This window comes from Lacibacter sp. H375, from assembly GCF_037892425.1.
GTDB lineage: Bacteria > Bacteroidota > Bacteroidia > Chitinophagales > Chitinophagaceae > Lacibacter.
This window is the reverse complement of record NZ_JBBKTT010000001.1, coordinates 2917442-2935428: the sequence shown is the minus strand read 5'-3', so window position 1 is coordinate 2935428 and position 17987 is coordinate 2917442. Positions and strand designations below refer to the sequence as shown.

Sequence of the window (17987 nt, the reverse complement as noted above, 5' to 3'; positions counted from 1 at the left end):
TCAATAGTTATTATTTCATTGTTTGCAATTGACCGATGCTTTTTAAAAAAAGTAACGGCTGATTATTTCTTGCTACAACCATTAGTTTATTTCCACCGGTTGTATTTATCCATTTCATATCTCTTACTTCTCCATTGATAGCGGGCATTGTTCCATACAATGTTGTAGCAGTTTCACTAAATGAGAATAATGAAGGGTGCAAAGCATCGTAACGGCCTTCGTGAGGAACAACACCGTAAAAGTTACCACCCGCAACGTAACCAGCTTTTTCACCTACAGATGCAAAACTCATAACCGGGGCGAGTTGCAGTTCATCAGTAAGATCGTAACGTTTAAATCCTCCCTTTCCATCATTGATAAAAACAGAGCTGCTGAGTGTTTCCGCTTTCAATTCTTTGTAATCTTTAAACAGATCGTAAAAAATATACGATACCGTTTTACCTGCCACTTCACTATAAGTGAGATAAGCTTTTTTCAATAAAGGCAATGCACGTTCCAGTTCATCTTTTGCAAGAAAAGGAAACTCTTCTCCATTAATGGTATAAGCAAGTATTTGTTCTGTTTTACCATTGTTGTCGAAATCCTTTACATATAATTTCAATGGACCGTTCTTACGTTCCCATAATTTTGAATTATGTCCCCAGTTACCCGCCAGTACGTCTTTGTGCCCATCAGCATTTACATCTGTAACCATTATTGTTTGCCACCAACCTGTTGATGCGGGCACATCGGTCGCAATAAATTTCCCTTTGTTGTTGATGAATACTTTCAACGGCATCCACTCACCTGTAACCAACAGATCATCCCACCCATCGTTGTTTATATCTGCAAAATCAGCAGCAGTAACAATGCCAAGGTTTGTGAGATCGGCCATTTGCATAGAAGCCAGCGTGAATTTTCCTTTGCCTTCATTCAAGTACAAATAAGAAGGCTTCAGTAATCCATAACCTGTTGGGCTGGCAAGATTACCAACAAAGAAATCCATATCGCCATCATGATCTACATCAGCGACAGCTACGCAGGATTTGTTTTCGTATTGAATAGTAAACGCATCATTTTTTCTGGTGAAATTTCCTTTGCCATCATTGAGGTATAAACGATCGGCCAAATCACCCGCCTGATGTGGGAGCTGGTTTCCTCCACTTATTACCAACAGATCGATCGTTTTATTTCCATCTGCATCTAAAAAAACAGCATCCACATCTTCGCACCCGGCATCTTTTGCAAACAATGTAAGGTTGGTCGATTGAAAATTTCCATTCGCCTGTTGCACCAATAATGTGCCGGGTTGATCTTTTGCACCACAAGCATAAACATCATCAAGTCCATCGCCGTTTACATCTGCAACAGCAAGTTTAGGTCCTCTTGTACTTTGTGCATGAGGGATGAGATACTGTACATTAAAATCAAAAAAATCATTCTCATTGTGTTTCCAATTGCAGTTGATCTCATTGGTAACATCAGTGAAGTAAGGCGCAGGTACACCAAAATAATGATTGTAAACAAATTCTCCTGCAGCATTCTTTTTTTCAATATTCAGTTGTTGATTAATGACGGGTTCCTTTACGGTTTGGCAAGATTGATCGGGCCAAATTATTAGTAAGGAGTCAACTGTTGTTAGAGAATCCAATCCGAAATGTAAACGTGTATCTACTGCCGATTGAAACCCTCTAGTTAACATCAATTGCTGATACTGCATTCCATTTTTTGTAAACAGGTATGCTTTCGCTCCGATGCCAAAACGATTTAAACTATCAGCACTCAGTTTAACAGTAAGGGAATTTTTGCCGACTGTTTCATTTTTCAAAACTGTTGCAGATGCGTTGATGTTGTTGGTGACAATATCGAGGTCGCCATCATTATCAAGATCAGCATAAGCAGCCCCATTGAAATAACCTTTCATGTTTGCTGTGCCCCACTCTTTACTTACATCCGCAAATACATGTCCATTTTTATTTTTGAAAAAGAAAGGATGGCTGCTGCCATCGGGCATTTTACCGATGGTTTCATCATCGTATTTATCTGTTTTATCAAGCCCTTTGTTCACTTGCATACTTGATACAAAGCGGATATAATCCAGATCAACCGGTCTTTTTACAATACCGCTGCTGATGAAGATATCTTTCTTACCATCATTATCAAAATCTGCAAAAAGAGGTGCCCAACTCCAGTCGGTTGCAGATATGCCTGCCATTAAGCCCACTTCACTAAAGTTGATACCACTGCCATTGTTTTTTTGCAAACAATTGCGGGAGTACTGATGTTGGTAGCCATTCATCTCAAGTTTCATTTTGTAGATGTCCGGATTCTCATCACTGCCATAGGATTTCAACGTTTTTTCATCAGGCGGCAACATGTCAACCGTAATTACATCGGGCTGTCCATCGTTATTGTAATCTGCAATATCGTTACCCATACTGAAGCGGCTGTAATGTGCAAAATGTTTTGCTCCGCTCTCTGTAAATGTTCCGTTTTTATTATTGATATAGTAATAATCGTTTTCATGAAAATCGTTTCCCACATATACATCTTCCCATCCATCGTTATTCATGTCGGCCACACTTAAACCAAGACCATAAGAAAGATTGCATTGATAGATGCCTGCATCGGCTGACACATCGGTAAACTTTTGTTGCCCTTTGTTTAATTCATTCCTGAATAAACGACTGCCGCTAATAGCATCACGTTTGTTGCGGTTAACCGTGTCAACAATATTTGCATGAGGTTGTTTTGAATGGTTAATAAGAAAGCAATCAAGATCCCCATCCTTATCATAATCGAAAAATGCAGCTTGTGTTGATAATCCGGAGAAATCAAGTGCGTATTCTTTCGATTGTTCGGCAAATGTTCCGTTGCCTTTATTAATGAATAATTCGTTATGTCCTTTTAAATCGTTGAACTGTGCAACTGCCGATACATAAATATCTAAATAGCCATCGCCATTTACATCGGCCATAGTTACACCGCTGCACCAATCGCTGTTGCCGGCTACACCGGCTTTAGCAGTCATATCTTCAAATTGAAAATTGCCTTTGTTGAGATAAAGTTTGTTATTGCCTTTTGTGTTGGCTGTAAAATACAGATCGGTTAAACCATCGTTGTTAATATCGCCTGCAGCCACACCTCCTCCGTTATAGAAATAGAGATAATAAAGAATATTCAGGTGTTCTTTATTTGTAAGATTATTTACAAAACTGATACCGGTTGCAGATGCATCCATTTGTTTAAACAATGACTTTTCATCTTCCTTACAGGAAAACAATATACTGCTGATAAAAAGTGTGATAAAAAAATATACGCTTCTTGATAAATACATAAACCAAAGAATAGGCTAACGGAATGAAAAGAAGATTTACCCTGTTTGAAAAGGGGCTGCATAAACATGCAGCCCCGTCTATTGATTATGACCTAAACGACTGCTGTGTCTATAATTTACCTGTAAATAGAGTAGTAACTTCTGCCGCAGTAAGAACTGAACTGTACATTCTGATCTGATCAATGCTTCCTTTGAAAGAAGACGACAACCAATCATCTGTATCGTAGTTGGTGCCAGGACCTGAACCAACTCTCATTTCTGTGATCTTACTCGCATCGAAATTGATATCGCCATGTGTGCCCCAGGTTTTGGTAATGCCATTTGCAACACCATCCTTGTACAGTATCATGGTGCTATTTGCATTATTGTATGTAATAGTGATATGGTGCCAGTTGTTATCAAGTATACCAGGAATAGTGTTACCCCCTTCCCATGTAAACCAGTTGTCAGCATTATTTTTATCTGCTATCATTATTTTTACTGCACAAGCCGCATTATTTCCTTCGAGAAATACCAGTAAACTTGCACCAGACCAATGACCACTACTTGATTTAAAACTCATGATATACTCCGGACCATTTGTACCAGCATTGTTTTTCGTTTGCCCATCTCTCTTATACCAGAATGAAATAGAGAAACTTTTTGAAACATCGGCCCAGTCATTTGGCCTAGCGTATTTTATGAATTTTTTGTTTTCGCCTTTCACTGCCTTACCTCTTACACCATCAACCGATGCGAGTGGATTGTCTGATGCAAAGTTTGCTCGGATACTGTCCACTGCATTCATTAAAGGATTGCTGGTTGTTCCATCAAATGCCACGTAGAATTTAAGTGGCCCCCCCGGAGGGTTTGTATCTTTTGGATAATCGCCCAACCCTGGTTTGTTCATTTTCTGGCATGCAGAGAATAAGAACATCGCTGCAAGCAGGCTCGTTACAAGAATTTGAAATTTATTTTTCGACATAAGAATAGTTTTTAAAGTGAATAATGATTTAATTATTCAACGATTAATAGTCGGGGTTTTGAATCAACACACCATTTGCAGCATCAATTGCAGCCTGTGGTATAGGATAATACTTATGTTTATCCTGGTAACCTAAAGCCCCCAATGCTGTTGTTGCAAGATTCCAGCGAACAAGATCAAAGAAACGTTCACCATCTAATGCCATTTCAAAACGACGTTCATTTTGTATGATAGTTCTCATCGCCGCTTGTGTGGTAAAGGCTATATCGCCCAAACCTGCCCTTTTTCTTATCTGATTAATGTAAGTAACTGCTAAATTTTGATTTGCTGCCCCGCCAACTTCATTTGCAGCTTCGGCAGCCATTAATAACACATCGGCATATCGAAGTACTTTTTGATTTGCCCAACCTGCCTGACGCTGACCTTTTGAAGACTGCGTTGCAGGATTTGGGTATACTTTTTTGTTCCAGAATTCACGAGGTATCACTGCAGGATATGCAGGCAATGTGCGGCCGTAAACACCATCTGGTTGGCCGGAAAACAAGATCGTACCATCTTTACGTTTATCACCCGCTGCATATGCATTTACAAGATTAGCTGTGGGTGTATTCCATCCCCATCCAAGATCCCATTCGGCTGAGCCACGCACACCCTGGCAAATACCAAACCATGAAAAAGGCTCGCCACTTCCTGCATATTGAGGACCCTGATCAGCCTGAATTTCAAAAATGGATTCAATGTTATTCTCACCCTCATCACCAAATGTTTTAAAATAATCTACAGCCAATCCATAATTGCCTGAAGAAATAATGTCCTGGCTAAGCGACAAAGCTTCTGCCCAACGGCCCCGATACAGCATTGTTTTAGCACGCAATGCTTTTGCGGCGTAATTGGTTAAACGTCCGGGGAAACGGTTGTTACCACTTGCATTTTTCCAATCTGGTGGTAAGCTGGCAACAGCTGCCTGCAAATCAGCATCGATAAGTGCATATATTTCAGTAACACTTGCTTTTGGTTTTCTTGCATCTGCAGGATTGTAAATACGGAAATCGATCTTCGGTACTTGTCCGTATGTTCTCACTAAATCGAAGTAAGCCATTGCACGGAAGAATTTGGCTTCGCCAATGTTTACCTGATCTGCAGGTGAATTCAACTTTAACGAGTCAGCAACCTGTAAAGCAGTATTGGCTAATGCGATTAAAGTATAATGCTGATCCCAATAGATAGTAGCACTCCAATGATCTTTTACATATTGAAACTTATCATGAATCAATTCCCAATCGGCACCATCCGCATTGCTGCTTCCCTTTTCCGAGTCATCTGAACGGAAATTATGAAGTGCCATCCACGGAATGCCTCCAAACGCCTGCCCGGCTACATCGCCATTACGGATTGCACCATACATGCCATATATCTGGCCTTCCAGTCCCCCCTGGTTCAAATCATCCAGTGTAGCCTGCAGTGGTTTGCGATCCAGAAAGTTTGAACACCCTGAGAACATCAATAGCGCAGATGCACTTAACAGCAGCATCCACATAAATTGTTTGATTGTACGCATCGGTTCTATTTTTTTTATAATTAAAGTTTATCGTTATAAATACTTATCAGAAATTAACATTTATACCTGCAGTGAAAATAACAGGGATTGGACCATCACCGTTATCAATACCAAACTGTGTTGGTGAACCTCCGAACTCGGGTGTATAACCAGAATTACGTTTAAATGTTTTCAGATTCTGTGCATTGGCAAAAACACGGAAGCTCTTGATATTAATGCTGCGTAAATTATCGGCACTGAAGTTGTAACCAATTTGTGCGTTTCTGATACGAAAGAAACTGCCATCTTCAATACCATACGTAGATGGAAGACGGTTGATCGGACGGCTCGAAACAGCTGGTTCAAAATTAGAAGTACCTGCTCCTGTCCAGCGATCCAATCTGAAACTTGGATAATTAAAACGTGTAAATGGCAATTCTGAACTACCCCAGTAGCGATATATTTCATTTCCATATACGCCCTGGAAATCTATACCTGCATCAAAGCCTTTGTATTTAAAGTTTACTGATAAGCCATACATGAAATCAGGTGTTGGATTACCAATCATTGTGCGGTCTGTTGCGTCAATTTTACCATCACCATTTACATCTTTGTATTTCAAATCGCCGGGTTGATAATCGTATCCAACAACTGTTGGTGAACCTAATTTATCAGCATAACTCTGGTAAATGCCTTCAACTACATAGCCATAGAAATAACCGATAGGATAACCTTTTTCTGTTACCGCAGGGCGTTCCTCACCTGATGTCAATTTACCACCTGATGGCAGATCAATTACATTGTTATCGAACGTGGTAAGATTTCCGCTTATTACAAGGCTCGCATCTTTTGATATTTGTTGAGTCCAACTGGAAGTTAATTCAAAACCTCTGTTTCTTACTTTTCCAATATTACCTAAACGGCTGCCTGTTAAACTTGAAAATTCAAAAGCAAGCAAATCGTTTGTGGTACGTACATAGTACGAAGCTTCTACATATAAACGGTTGTTGAGAGCATGTAATTCAAACCCTGCTTCACTAGCGTTGATACGTTCCCAGTTAAGATCACGATCAGGCTCATAGCTACGTGTATAAGAAGGCACAAGAAGACTACCAAATACTGCAGAATTAGAAGCAACAATATTAGGATATGCAGGATAGGCCAAGCCCAATGTATTTTGCACGCCTAATGTACCATGCGATGCCTTTACTTTCAGGAAGTCAATAAACTCTACGCTTTGCATGAAGTTTTCTTTTGACATTTCCCACGCAATACCCACTGAATAGAAATTATTCCATTCATTATTTGGGAATGCAGAAGAACCATCACGACGGAAAGATGCATTCAACAAATACTTTCCACCATAGTTATACAACACACGACCAAGGAAGGCCTGATTAGCACGATCCCACTGACCCGATGTTGCACGCATTGTTGCAGGATCACCAAAGCCATTACTGATATACCAGAAACGAGGATCATCAGGAATAGGATCACCGGTTGGTGATTGCCGAACTGTACCAAACAAACCTCTGTATTTTTCTTCTAATGTAGTATAACCTACAGTAGCAGTTACACCGTGCTCCCCAAGATTTTTCTTGAAGGTCAAGACATGATCTTGTTGAAACTTGCTCCAGCGCTCATTGTTCTGGTTAACAGAAGTTAAAGAGTTAGCGGGAACAAAAGTTTGGTCGATAACAGGATTGTAACGGCTGATCAGGGGATTGTATGTTCTTGATTCGAGGTTCGACATATCAGCATAGAATGTAGAACGAAAGGTAAAGCTGCGCAGGAAATTGATTTCTGTATAAGCACTACCAACGTTACGATACTCAACACGTATCTCTTTATCCCATTTTTCTTCAAGGTTCATCGCCGGGTTCGAAATTTGTCCGCCCTGCACAGCAAGATCGTAGAAAGTTCCTTCATCATTTTTCACCGGAGTTATCGGCAATATTCTTCTTGCATCAAACAGCAAACCATTTGCCTGGCTAAACGGAAGGCGCTGGCGCATGCTGTTTAATGTAAAACCAACTTTGATGTTCTTGGAAATTTTCAATTCATCGTTAATGCTGATGAACATTTTAGTTAAGCGTTCATGTTTCACCACACCTTCATCAATGGCATAACCAATGCCCATGTAAAACTTATTTTTCTCTGTACTTGCTGTAACACTCAGGTTGTTGGTGTTGAAGAATGCAGTACGTGTCATTGCTTCAATCCAATCTGTATTGCCAGTCCATGGCGAATAATCGAACCGTTGATTTAAAGGAACGCCATTGTTTGTTTGTTCCTCATCATACAATGTTTTAAATCCATTTGCATCAACCATGTCAATCCTGTCAACCAACCGTTTAATACCGGCAGTTGAACTGAAATTGATGTTGAGCTGTCCTGCTTTTGCTTTTTTTGTTGTAATTACGATTGCCCCTGTTGCACCACGAATACCAAAGATGGCAAGTGATGACGGATCTTTTAGTATTTCAATTGATTCAATATCATTCGGGTTTAAGAAGTCGATGTTGTCATTAAAGATACCATCAACAACATACAACGGACGAACCTGCCCGAAGCTTGAAGTACCACGTAAACGAATATCAGGTTGTGCGCCGGGAGTACCACTATTTACGATGTATAAACCAGCTACACGACCTTGTAAAGAAGAAATAGGATTGATGTTCGGCTTATCGGCTATGTCTTTACCGGATACTTTAACAATTGAACCCGTTAAATCACGCTTACTGGCTGCACCATAACCAATCACAACAACTTCATCCATTTTACGAGTTGCCTGTTGCATTTTTACATTTACAACCTGTTGGTTATTTACATTTACCTCTACATCTTCATAACCAATAGCTGAAATTACCAACAGAGCATTTTCAGGAGCTGTAATTACAAAATTTCCGTTCATATCGGTGATTGTTCCTCTGTTGGTTCCTTTTATAGAAACTGAAGCAGCAGCGATACCTTCTCCCGCATCATTCGTTACTTTTCCCGTAACACGAATATCTTTTTCTGCAGGGTTTGATGAACGTATAGCGACGAGGTTGTTATCCAACTGAACATACGTGAGACTGGTGCCCGCAAACAGGCGATCCATTACTTCCTTGATGTTTAGATTTTCAAACTCGACAGATACTTTCTGTTTTAAGTCACTTAATTTGGAATTGTAAAGAAACCTGAAATCTCCCTGTTTTTGAATACTGTTGAGTACCTGTGAAATTTCTGTGTCTTGAATTTTGAGTGTTATTGTTTGTGCAGTGAGGCCTGCCGAGGCATGAAACGTACACAAAAAAACAAGCATAATCGTTAGTTTCATAATCAATAGCGGCTTTTTGAAGGCATAGAGGGCCTTAGCAATCGAAGTCCTTTTTTTCATACTTTTAAGCTTTGGTAGTATAAATAGAGGAAACCGTTTCTTTTATATAGCAAGCGGCTTCCAGATGAAAGAAAATTGTACTACTTATACGGGGAATGTTGGCGCATTTCCCGTTTTTTCTCCGCTTATTATGAAGAGTTTTGATGTTGGGTCATAATCAGTTGCAGTTTGGGGGTTGTTAATAAATAAGGACAGTTTTATCTTCAATTTTGTATCGAAAATCAGTTGTAATACGTAAGGCATCAAGTGCCTGCTTTAATGTTTCTTTTCGAAAATCCCCGTTTAACAATTCATCTTCAAGTGCTCTGTTTCTGAAGTGGATCCGTACATCATACCATCGCTCCATTTTCCGTGCCACTTCAGCAAACGCCTCATTCTCGAAAACTAATTTATTTTGCATCCATGAAGTTTCTACCGCTATGGTATCCTCATTCCTGTATGTTAAATGATCAATTGCTATAATCGGCAACTTTGGGCTTTTGCTTAACGTGGTGTTTGCTAATGCATCGGATTCAGCGTTATTCAATAACACTAATTTCTGATTTGGTTTCAACAAATACTTTTCACCCGGTCTGTTTTTTACAAAAACTTCTACACTTCCCTGTACCAGGCTTGTTTCAACTGTTTTATCATTGGGATAAGCCTTCACATTAAATTTTGTTCCCAACACCTTCACATCAATTTTTGAAGTGTGAATGATAAATGGCCGTTTCGGATTTTTCACTATATCAAAGAAAGCTTCGCCAATTAAATGGACTTCCCTGTTTCTTGAAGTTCCTATTTGGGTATAATCAAGCTTACTTCCTGCATTTAACCACACAGTGGATCCATCCGGCAATACCGTTTTAGTACTTACACCGTTCTTTGTTGTAACTTCTTTTGGAACCGTCGCAATCTCGGCTGATGTCGAAGATATTTCTGCTGCCGGTTTCATAATAAAGAAAAATGCAATCACAGAAACAGCAAACAAGCTGAGCATTGCAATCGTTTTTTTTCTTTTTGAAGTAAAAAAACCTTTTCCCCCTTGGGCTGTCTGCAACTCCGGCTCATCAATATGTTTAGGCTCGATTCCGAGCTTTCTCATTTTTTCGTAATGAAGATGATAGGTTGCTTCAAGGTAATCAGTATCGTCCTGTGCCTCAGAATGCCACAGTTGTTCTATTGCTTCTATTTCGTGGAATAGGGTGGGATTTTCATCGAGAAGTTGTTGCAATTCAAGCAATTCTTCGGTGCTGGCTTCATTTGCCAGTCTTCGTGAAAACAAATGCCAGATTTTATCTCTGCTCATGATTGGTTACTGTAAGGAGTCACAAACAAAGAAAATCCCCTAAAGACAATTCAATTTTTTTTTCGGAAGGTCGCACCAAGGGTGGTGGTTATTTTTTTGAGAGCAATTGCAAGTTGATTGTCAACTGTTTTTACAGAAATATTGAGCAAGGTGGCAATATCTTTATACCGCATTTTATCTTCCTTAGCGAGTTTAAAAATGAGCCGAGCCCTCTGTGGCAAACTATTTATTGCCGTTTCAATTCTGTGTACGCTTTCATCCGAAATTAATCTCTGTTCAGGATTCTGATAAATTGATTCAACTTCCACATCAATTTCATCAATGGAAATTGTTGTCCGTTTGTGTAGTTGTTTGGCTTTACGGATGGAATTATTTTTTACAGCGATAAAGATGTAAAGCTGCAGATCGTCAATTGCATTGAGTTTGGCACGATCGGTCCAGATGCCTATGAATACGTCTGATACAATTTCTTCAGCAATTTCTTTTGATTGCACAATACCGGTAGAAAAGCGTGTGAGAGAATTGAATAATATAAAAAACAACTCTTTATAAGCAGTTTCATCTTCATAAACAGCAATTTGCCGCTGAAGATCTTTGATACTTTTATGTGGCTTCTTGTTTGGCACAGCAGTCAATCTGAACGTAAATTAATTTTATTTTATAATACCAGCCAAACTGATTTTGGTCAGGTGCTGCAAATTCATGATTAGTTTCAAACCGAAATAACCAGGATACAGACAACAAACGTTAAACAAAAAACCAAACAAAATGCAGCAACTACATTTGCCCAAAACAAATGTTCAACAATTAAACACTAACAAAAACGAATCTTAAAATGTAAAAGAAATAACGAAATATCTATTTCAAGTTCAGAAGACCAGGCAATACAACATACGCACTCATAAAGTGTTTATGTTAGCTAAATGAGTTTTCACTTTATTAATGACTGCCGTCATGTCAAAAGGCTTCGCAATAAAATCATCAGCACCGGCTTCAACACTAAGTCTATGTGCATCAGGGTGGGCCGACATCATTATTATGGGTATGGAAGAAAGGGATGCGTCTGCTTTAAGTGCTCTGCAAACATCAACACCGTAATTGCCCGAAATCAGTAAGTCCATTATTATCAGACTTATATTGTTCGCCTTTATAAAATTTTCGCAGTTTGCAGCACTCTTTAGAATAGAGGTTGCATAGCCTTTGTACTCCAGGGTCATTCTGATGATGTTACCAATATCCGGATCATCATCTATGACCAATATTTGCGAACCTGAATTAATCATATCAATATTCATTTGACAATTGGTAAATGAAACGTAAAGAGAGACCCTTTACCAGGTTCACTTTCAACCGTTATCCTTCCGGCATGTTTTTGTACAATATCATTAGCAATGTACAACCCTATCCCAAACCCGGCAAAAGTATTCTCTTTATCACCCTCTGCACGGTAAAAACGTTCAAATATTTTTTCATGTTCGTTTTTGTTTATCCCGATCCCATAATCTTTCACCTGCACGGCTACAAATCCACTGGTTCCTTTCGTCACGGTAACTTCCAGCTTTTCTTGCCCCGGTGAATATTTAATAGCATTGTTGATCAAATTTATCAATACCTGCCCAAGTCTGTCACGATCGCCATGCACTTCGGTTGTATAATCATGCATCAGCATGATGATGTGTTCCGGGTGTGTGTGCCTGATGTCTTGCACTACTTCGGTAACAAGTTCGTTGATGAGGAAATTTTCCATTTGGTAGTCAATTCGTCCTGCTTCAATTCTGGAAAGATCGAGCATTTCAGTAATAAGATTGGTCAACCGCATGATCTGGCTGTCAATTCTTGAAAGAGATGATTTGAACTGCAGAGGATATTTCTCTTTATCCTCTTCCACCATCATCATCATTAATTGTATATACCCTTTAATAGATGTAACAGGTGTCTTTAATTCATGGCTTACTATTTTTACAAAATCATCTTTCTTACGTTGTTCTTCCTTCGTTTTTTGAATTTCAGTATCAGAGCCGATCCACATAATTATTTTGTTGTTCTCATCTTTGAAAGGCATCGCCCTTTTTAAATGCCATATATAATTGCCATTCTTGTCTTTTATCCTTACTTCCATCTCGTAGCTTTCGCCAGTTGCAAGCGAATGTTGCCAGCGTTTATTTCTTTCTTCCAGGTCATCAGGATGTATATATGTTTCCCATCCTGCTTTTTTAAATTGTTCCAATGTTAATCCTGTGTATGCAAAATATTGGCGGTTATGATAGGTAAGATTTCCTTTATCATCTGTCATCCAAATTTTTTGTGGCATAAAATCAGCCAATGTTCTGAAGCGTTCTTCACTTTTGCGGATAGATGTTTCAGCCAATTTAGATAATGTAACATCGGTTGATGTAGTAAGCACCATTTCAATGTCGCCATTCTCATTAAAAATCGGTGATGATTTTGCATTAAACCAGGTTTTAACGCCGGTAGATCTGTTCACCAGTAAAAGAGTAATTTCACTAGGCTTTCCTGTACTGAATGTGATATTTGTGGGAAACTCTTCTCTTCTAAGCGGCCCCCCTTTTTCGTCAAAAACATCAAACATCAAACCTATTGTATCAACAACGTGCTGATATTTATTACCACTTGCTCTAAATTCCTTTGACGATGCGAATCCAATTACCTGAACAGCTTTATCGTTTGCAAAAATTACTTCTTTATTTTTATCATAGAGATAAATGATTGCAGGAACATGGGCAAAGGTAATTTCCAGCTGATCGGTAGTTTTCTTTAATAACTCTTCTGTTTGTTTTCTTTGACTTATGTCTGTGGTAACACCAACTAACTGTGTTGGTTTACCCTCGGCATTGCGGCTAAACACTCTTGCTCTGTCAAAAAGCCAAACGTAGCTGCCATCTTTTTTTCTCATCCTGTATTCGGCTTCCAAGATTTCGTCAGCAGTATCAGCTAATAATTTTTCAAATCGTTCCTTTGCTACGTCTTTATCATCCTCATGCAACAGGTTACTTAATACCGATGGCCCCATTTCCATTACTTCTTTTTCGGTGTAACCGAGCACTTGCATTGTTTGTGGAGAGATGTAAATATTGTTTCCATACTCCAGATCAAATATATAAGTGAGAGAGGGAGACGCTTCGATAATGCTTTGGGTAAATTGCTGCTGTTTTAACAATGATTCTTCTGCTTCTCTCAGTGATGTAATATCAGTGTTGGTACCGAACCAACGGATTACTTTTCCGTTATTATCTTTAATGGCAATGGCCCGTGATAGAAACCAGCGATATACACCCGTTTTGCTTTTCAGCGGAAAAGTATCTTCCCAGGTCTCGCCTGTATCCCACGAATGCTGAAGACGTTTTACAACTCTGTCGGTGTGATCAGGATGAAGTGCAGTTTTCCATCCCCAACCTTGCATTTCTTCTAATGTAGTACCTGTGTAATCATACCATCGCTGATTGAACCAGTAGATCCATCCTTTATGGTCGGCCATCCAGGCAAACTGCGAAATGTTGTCGGCCATTGTACTGAACTCTTCTTCCCTCTGTTTTATTTTCAAATGCAGTTCGGCCTGTGGAGTTACTTCAGTAGCAATTATTGCTACCCCTTCAATAATATCATTAATATCTCTTTGCGGCTGATAAATAAAAGTGTGAAATGAAGTTTGCATTTCACCTTTTCTAGAAAATTGAATTGGAAATTCATTCGCCTGGAACGGAATCCCTGTTTTAAAAACATTCTGTAATCGATCTTTCAGGCCTTGTGCGGTAATTTCAGGCAGCACTTCAAAAAGAGATTTACCTAATACATCCTTCCCTTTGCCCCATGTTTCAATAATTGCGTCGTTTGCGGTTTCAATGATCATCTCTTCACCTTTCAGGATACAAATCATGGAAGGTGAACTGGCGATCATAGAATGGTAGCGGAAATCACTGGCTTCAATTTTCTTTTGCGCTTTTATTTGCTCCAGTTCTATCGCTTGTCTTACTGTTTCATTTTTTAGCTGCTGTGCCTGTAATAATGATTTGTTCAGCTTCGTGTACGAAATTATTATGATAAATAGTGAGATCAGGCTTAAGAATAAAAGTGTTGTGGGAGCGAGCATTATTTGCCGGCCATATTCCTCAATCCTTTGTCCTGCAAGGTTGTTTTCATAGGCAATCATAGTATTTACTTCTTCACGCAAACTGTCCATAATATTCTTCCCTATCAAAAGCTCTGTTACTGTAGGGGGATGTTGCTTATCTACTTCAATAATTTTATACAAGTAGTCGTGCCGCCGCCTTGCAAGCCTCTCCACACCAAACATCTTTTTTTGCAGAACTTCATTTCCAACCGTAAGTTGTTTTACTGCCTTCAGGCTCTTTGGGTATTCTTTTATTGCTGCACTAAATGGCTCAAGAAATTGCGTATCATGCGTCAACAGATAGCCTCGGTGCGCTGTTTCGGCATCCTTTAATGTTCCAATTAATTTTTCGAGATGGAGTGTTACCTGCGTTGTGTTATGTACTAAATCGGCAGATTTAATGAGTGTTTTAATTTTTAGAAAAGAGAAAATAGCCAGGATAAAAATGAAAAAAACGGCGGCAAAAAAAAATATACGTTGATTTTGGTTCCTTGCAGTCATAAATTAAAATTAAATAATAAGCACCTGACTGTAAATAGATCTCGTAATACCAAATAACTAATTATTGCATCCCATTTGCCAACGATTTTGCAGCTAGAGATCCCCGATGCCAAACCACTTGCAAAAAAATTTAACCAGCCTGTTAAGTTAACAAAATGCGGGGACTTCATCCAAATAAAAAGGGCTGCATTGTTTGCAGCCCTCATCTTACAAAAACTCAATATATCATTCCTGACTTACTTTCTCTTTTACTTTTTCTGCAGCTTTTTTAACTTCATTTTTTACCGGCTCAACTACTTTTTTCTTTAAAGTGTCAGCAAGCTTGCCACCCTTACTTTGAAGCGTATCAATGACTTCATTCATCCCTTCTTGCGCTTTATCAACCAGGTTGCCTGTATCAGAAGCCTCAGCTGCTTCTGAAGTTGTTTCTGTTTTTTCGTTGTCAGATTTTTGTTCTTCGTTATTGCAGGCAGTTACGAATGCTGTTGTAAAAAGTACGATCAAAAGTTTTTTCATATCTGTAATTTTATTTTTTTGATAGTCAGCAAAAATCGTTCTTATTTTTTACGGAAGAACAAACGCATGGGGGTTCCTGTAAATTGAAATGTTTTACGTAACTGGTTTTCCAGGTAATTTTTGTAAGGCTGCTTCACATCATCCGGATGATTACAGAAAAATGCAAACGACGGAACGGGTGTTGGTAATTGTGTTACATATTTAATACTTACCGGTACACCTCTTACAACTGGTGGATGATATGCCTGGAGCGATTTCTGAATAGCTTCATTTAGTTCGGAAGTAGATATTTTACGTTGCCTGTTTTCTACAACCTGTAACGCCATTTCAATAGCCTGCATAATGCGTGTTTTCTCAGCAGCAGATATAAACAGGATAGGTACATCATTAAAAGGAAGCAAACGTTGCTTCAATTCCTTTTCATAATCACGTGCGGTGTTTGTTTCCTTTTTAATAAGATCCCATTTGTTCACCAGCACAACTATGCCCTTACCTTTCTTTACTGCTAATGAATAAATATTGAGATCCTGTTGTGAAATTCCTTTCTCTGCATCAAGCACCAACAAACACACATCGGCTTCATCCAATGCTCTGATGGCACGGATTACTGAATAGAATTCCAGGTCTTCGTTCACTTTTGTTTTGCGACGGATACCTGCAGTATCGATCAATATAAATTCTTTATTGAAAAGATTGTAGTGCGTATGAATGGTATCTCTTGTTGTGCCTGCAATATCACTTACAATGGTACGCTCTTCACCCAGCAATGCATTCAGCAAAGATGATTTACCTACATTGGGTTGACCAATGATCGCAAACTTCGGAATAGTAGATACTTCAACTTCAGCCTGGTCTTCCGGAATAATTTCTGCAACAGCATCAAGCAATTCACCCGTGCCACTTCCAGTCATACTGCTGATGAAAAATATTTTTTCAATACCTAATGCATAAAATTCACTCGCTTCGAGCAAGCGTTCGTGATTGTCAACTTTGTTTACTGCAAGAAAAACAGGCTTGGTGGTACGACGTAATACATCGCTCATTGCCTCATCCAGATCTGTAATACCTGTTGCAGCATCGCACATAAATACGACTGCATTTGCCTCATCCAATGCAATTTTTACCTGCTTGCGAATCTCTGTTTCAAACACATCGGTACTATCAGGCACAAAACCACCTGTATCGATCAGGTTGAACGATTTGCCATTCCAATCAGCCACTCCATATTGACGATCACGGGTAACCCCGCTTACATCATCAACAATCGCTTTGCGCTCCTGCAATAAACGATTGAAAAATGTACTCTTGCCCACATTGGGTCTGCCCACAATTGCTACAGTAAAACCAGCCATAATAAAACAAATAAAGTTGGCAAAAGTACTGAATTAAACAGAAAGCAATGGAATCATTGCCTGCCTCAGCACGTTCGCCAACAGATTAAAAACGATTAATTGTATCCGTATTCTTTCAGAAAGAGATCACTGTCTCTCCATTTAGGACGCACTTTCACAAACAACTCCAGGAATACTTTTGAATCCACAAATTTCTCAATGTCCACACGGGCCAGAGAACCCAGCTTCTTGATCATTTCACCTTTAGTACCCAACAAAATTCCTTTTTGGGTTTCACGCTGCACAATGATATCGGCCGAAATTTTGATGAGTGTTTGCTTTTGCTCAAAAGCCGTTACAACCACAGTTGTGTGGTAGGGAATTTCTTCAGAGAACAGATCAAATATCTTCTCACGAACAAGCTCCGCAACAAAAAAGCGGGTGCTGAGGTCCGTTAGCTGGTCTTCTTCAAAGAAAGGCTCCCCTTCAGGAACAAACTCAAGTATATGATTGATGAATGTTTTTTTATTAACTCCCGATAAAGCAGATATCGTTACTACTTTTTTGCAGTAAGGTTTCCCTTCAAAGAAAGCTTTTGCTTCCTCCAGTTTAGCTGTATCAACAAGATCGAGCTTATTTAATACTACAATGGAAGGAACTTTTAATCTGAGAGATGTAAACAGGTCTTCATTTTCTTGCCAGCTATCTTTCACATCCACCAGCAACAATGCCACATCTGCATCTTCCAATGCACTTTTTACACTAGCCATCATTTTTTCCTGCAGCTTGTATTTGGGATCAATGATGCCCGGTGTATCAGAAAATACCAACTGGTAATCGGCAGTTGTGAGAATGCCTTTTATACGATGCCTGGTTGTTTGCACTTTTGATGAAACAATAGCCAGTTTCTCACCAAGCAAAGCATTCATCAACGTGCTTTTCCCGGCGTTAGGCTTACCAAATATGTTTACAAATCCAACTTTCATGAAAAAACGCTGCCTGCTAAAAGCCGCAAGCTACAAG

At 39.2% G+C, this 17987-nt stretch carries 11 protein-coding genes; all 11 read right to left on the bottom strand.

Annotated features, from left to right (window positions below; genetic code table 11):
• Positions 1-10 precede the first annotated feature (10 nt).
• The 11 genes from WG954_RS12875 to era all read right to left on the bottom strand — a co-directional run bounded on the left by WG954_RS12875 (position 11) and on the right by era (position 17950).
• Positions 11-3316 carry a VCBS repeat-containing protein gene (locus WG954_RS12875; protein ID WP_340437007.1) on the bottom strand — a complete coding sequence of 1102 codons (3306 nt, stop codon included), beginning with the start codon at positions 3314-3316 and terminating at the stop codon, positions 11-13.
• Between the two features lie 109 nt (positions 3317-3425).
• The gene (locus tag WG954_RS12870) at positions 3426-4280 is read right to left on the bottom strand and encodes a LamG domain-containing protein (RefSeq protein WP_340437006.1); all 855 of its coding nucleotides are present in this window, start codon (positions 4278-4280) and stop codon (positions 3426-3428) included.
• Between the two features lie 43 nt (positions 4281-4323).
• Complete coding sequence (locus WG954_RS12865) at positions 4324-5838, bottom strand: RagB/SusD family nutrient uptake outer membrane protein (RefSeq protein ID WP_340437005.1); 1515 nt, start codon at positions 5836-5838, stop codon at positions 4324-4326.
• A 46-nt stretch (positions 5839-5884) separates the two neighbouring features.
• A complete protein-coding gene (locus WG954_RS12860) occupies positions 5885-9139 on the bottom strand; it encodes a TonB-dependent receptor (protein ID WP_340437004.1) in 3255 nt (1084 codons plus the stop codon).
• A 238-nt stretch (positions 9140-9377) separates the two neighbouring features.
• Positions 9378-10487 carry a FecR family protein gene (locus tag WG954_RS12855; RefSeq protein ID WP_340437002.1) on the bottom strand — a complete coding sequence of 370 codons (1110 nt, stop codon included), beginning with the start codon at positions 10485-10487 and terminating at the stop codon, positions 9378-9380.
• A gap of 50 nt (positions 10488-10537) precedes the next feature.
• A complete protein-coding gene (locus WG954_RS12850) occupies positions 10538-11113 on the bottom strand; it encodes an RNA polymerase sigma-70 factor (protein ID WP_340437000.1) in 576 nt (191 codons plus the stop codon).
• Between the two features lie 273 nt (positions 11114-11386).
• On the bottom strand, positions 11387-11782 hold the full coding sequence (locus tag WG954_RS12845) for a response regulator transcription factor (protein WP_340436999.1): 396 nt from the start codon (positions 11780-11782) through the stop codon (positions 11387-11389).
• The gene (locus WG954_RS12840; protein ID WP_340436998.1) at positions 11779-15117 is read right to left on the bottom strand and encodes a PAS domain S-box protein; all 3339 of its coding nucleotides are present in this window, start codon (positions 15115-15117) and stop codon (positions 11779-11781) included. The genes WG954_RS12845 and WG954_RS12840 overlap by 4 nt, the downstream gene beginning before the upstream one ends.
• Before the next feature lie 225 nt (positions 15118-15342).
• Positions 15343-15633 (bottom strand): hypothetical protein, encoded by a 291-nt coding sequence (locus WG954_RS12835; protein ID WP_340436997.1) that lies wholly within the window; start codon positions 15631-15633, stop codon positions 15343-15345.
• A 41-nt stretch (positions 15634-15674) separates the two neighbouring features.
• On the bottom strand, positions 15675-16985 hold the full coding sequence (gene der / locus WG954_RS12830; protein ID WP_340436996.1) for a ribosome biogenesis GTPase Der: 1311 nt from the start codon (positions 16983-16985) through the stop codon (positions 15675-15677).
• A 95-nt stretch (positions 16986-17080) separates the two neighbouring features.
• The gene (era, locus tag WG954_RS12825) at positions 17081-17950 is read right to left on the bottom strand and encodes a GTPase Era (protein WP_340436995.1); all 870 of its coding nucleotides are present in this window, start codon (positions 17948-17950) and stop codon (positions 17081-17083) included.
• Positions 17951-17987: the final 37 nt, after the last annotated feature.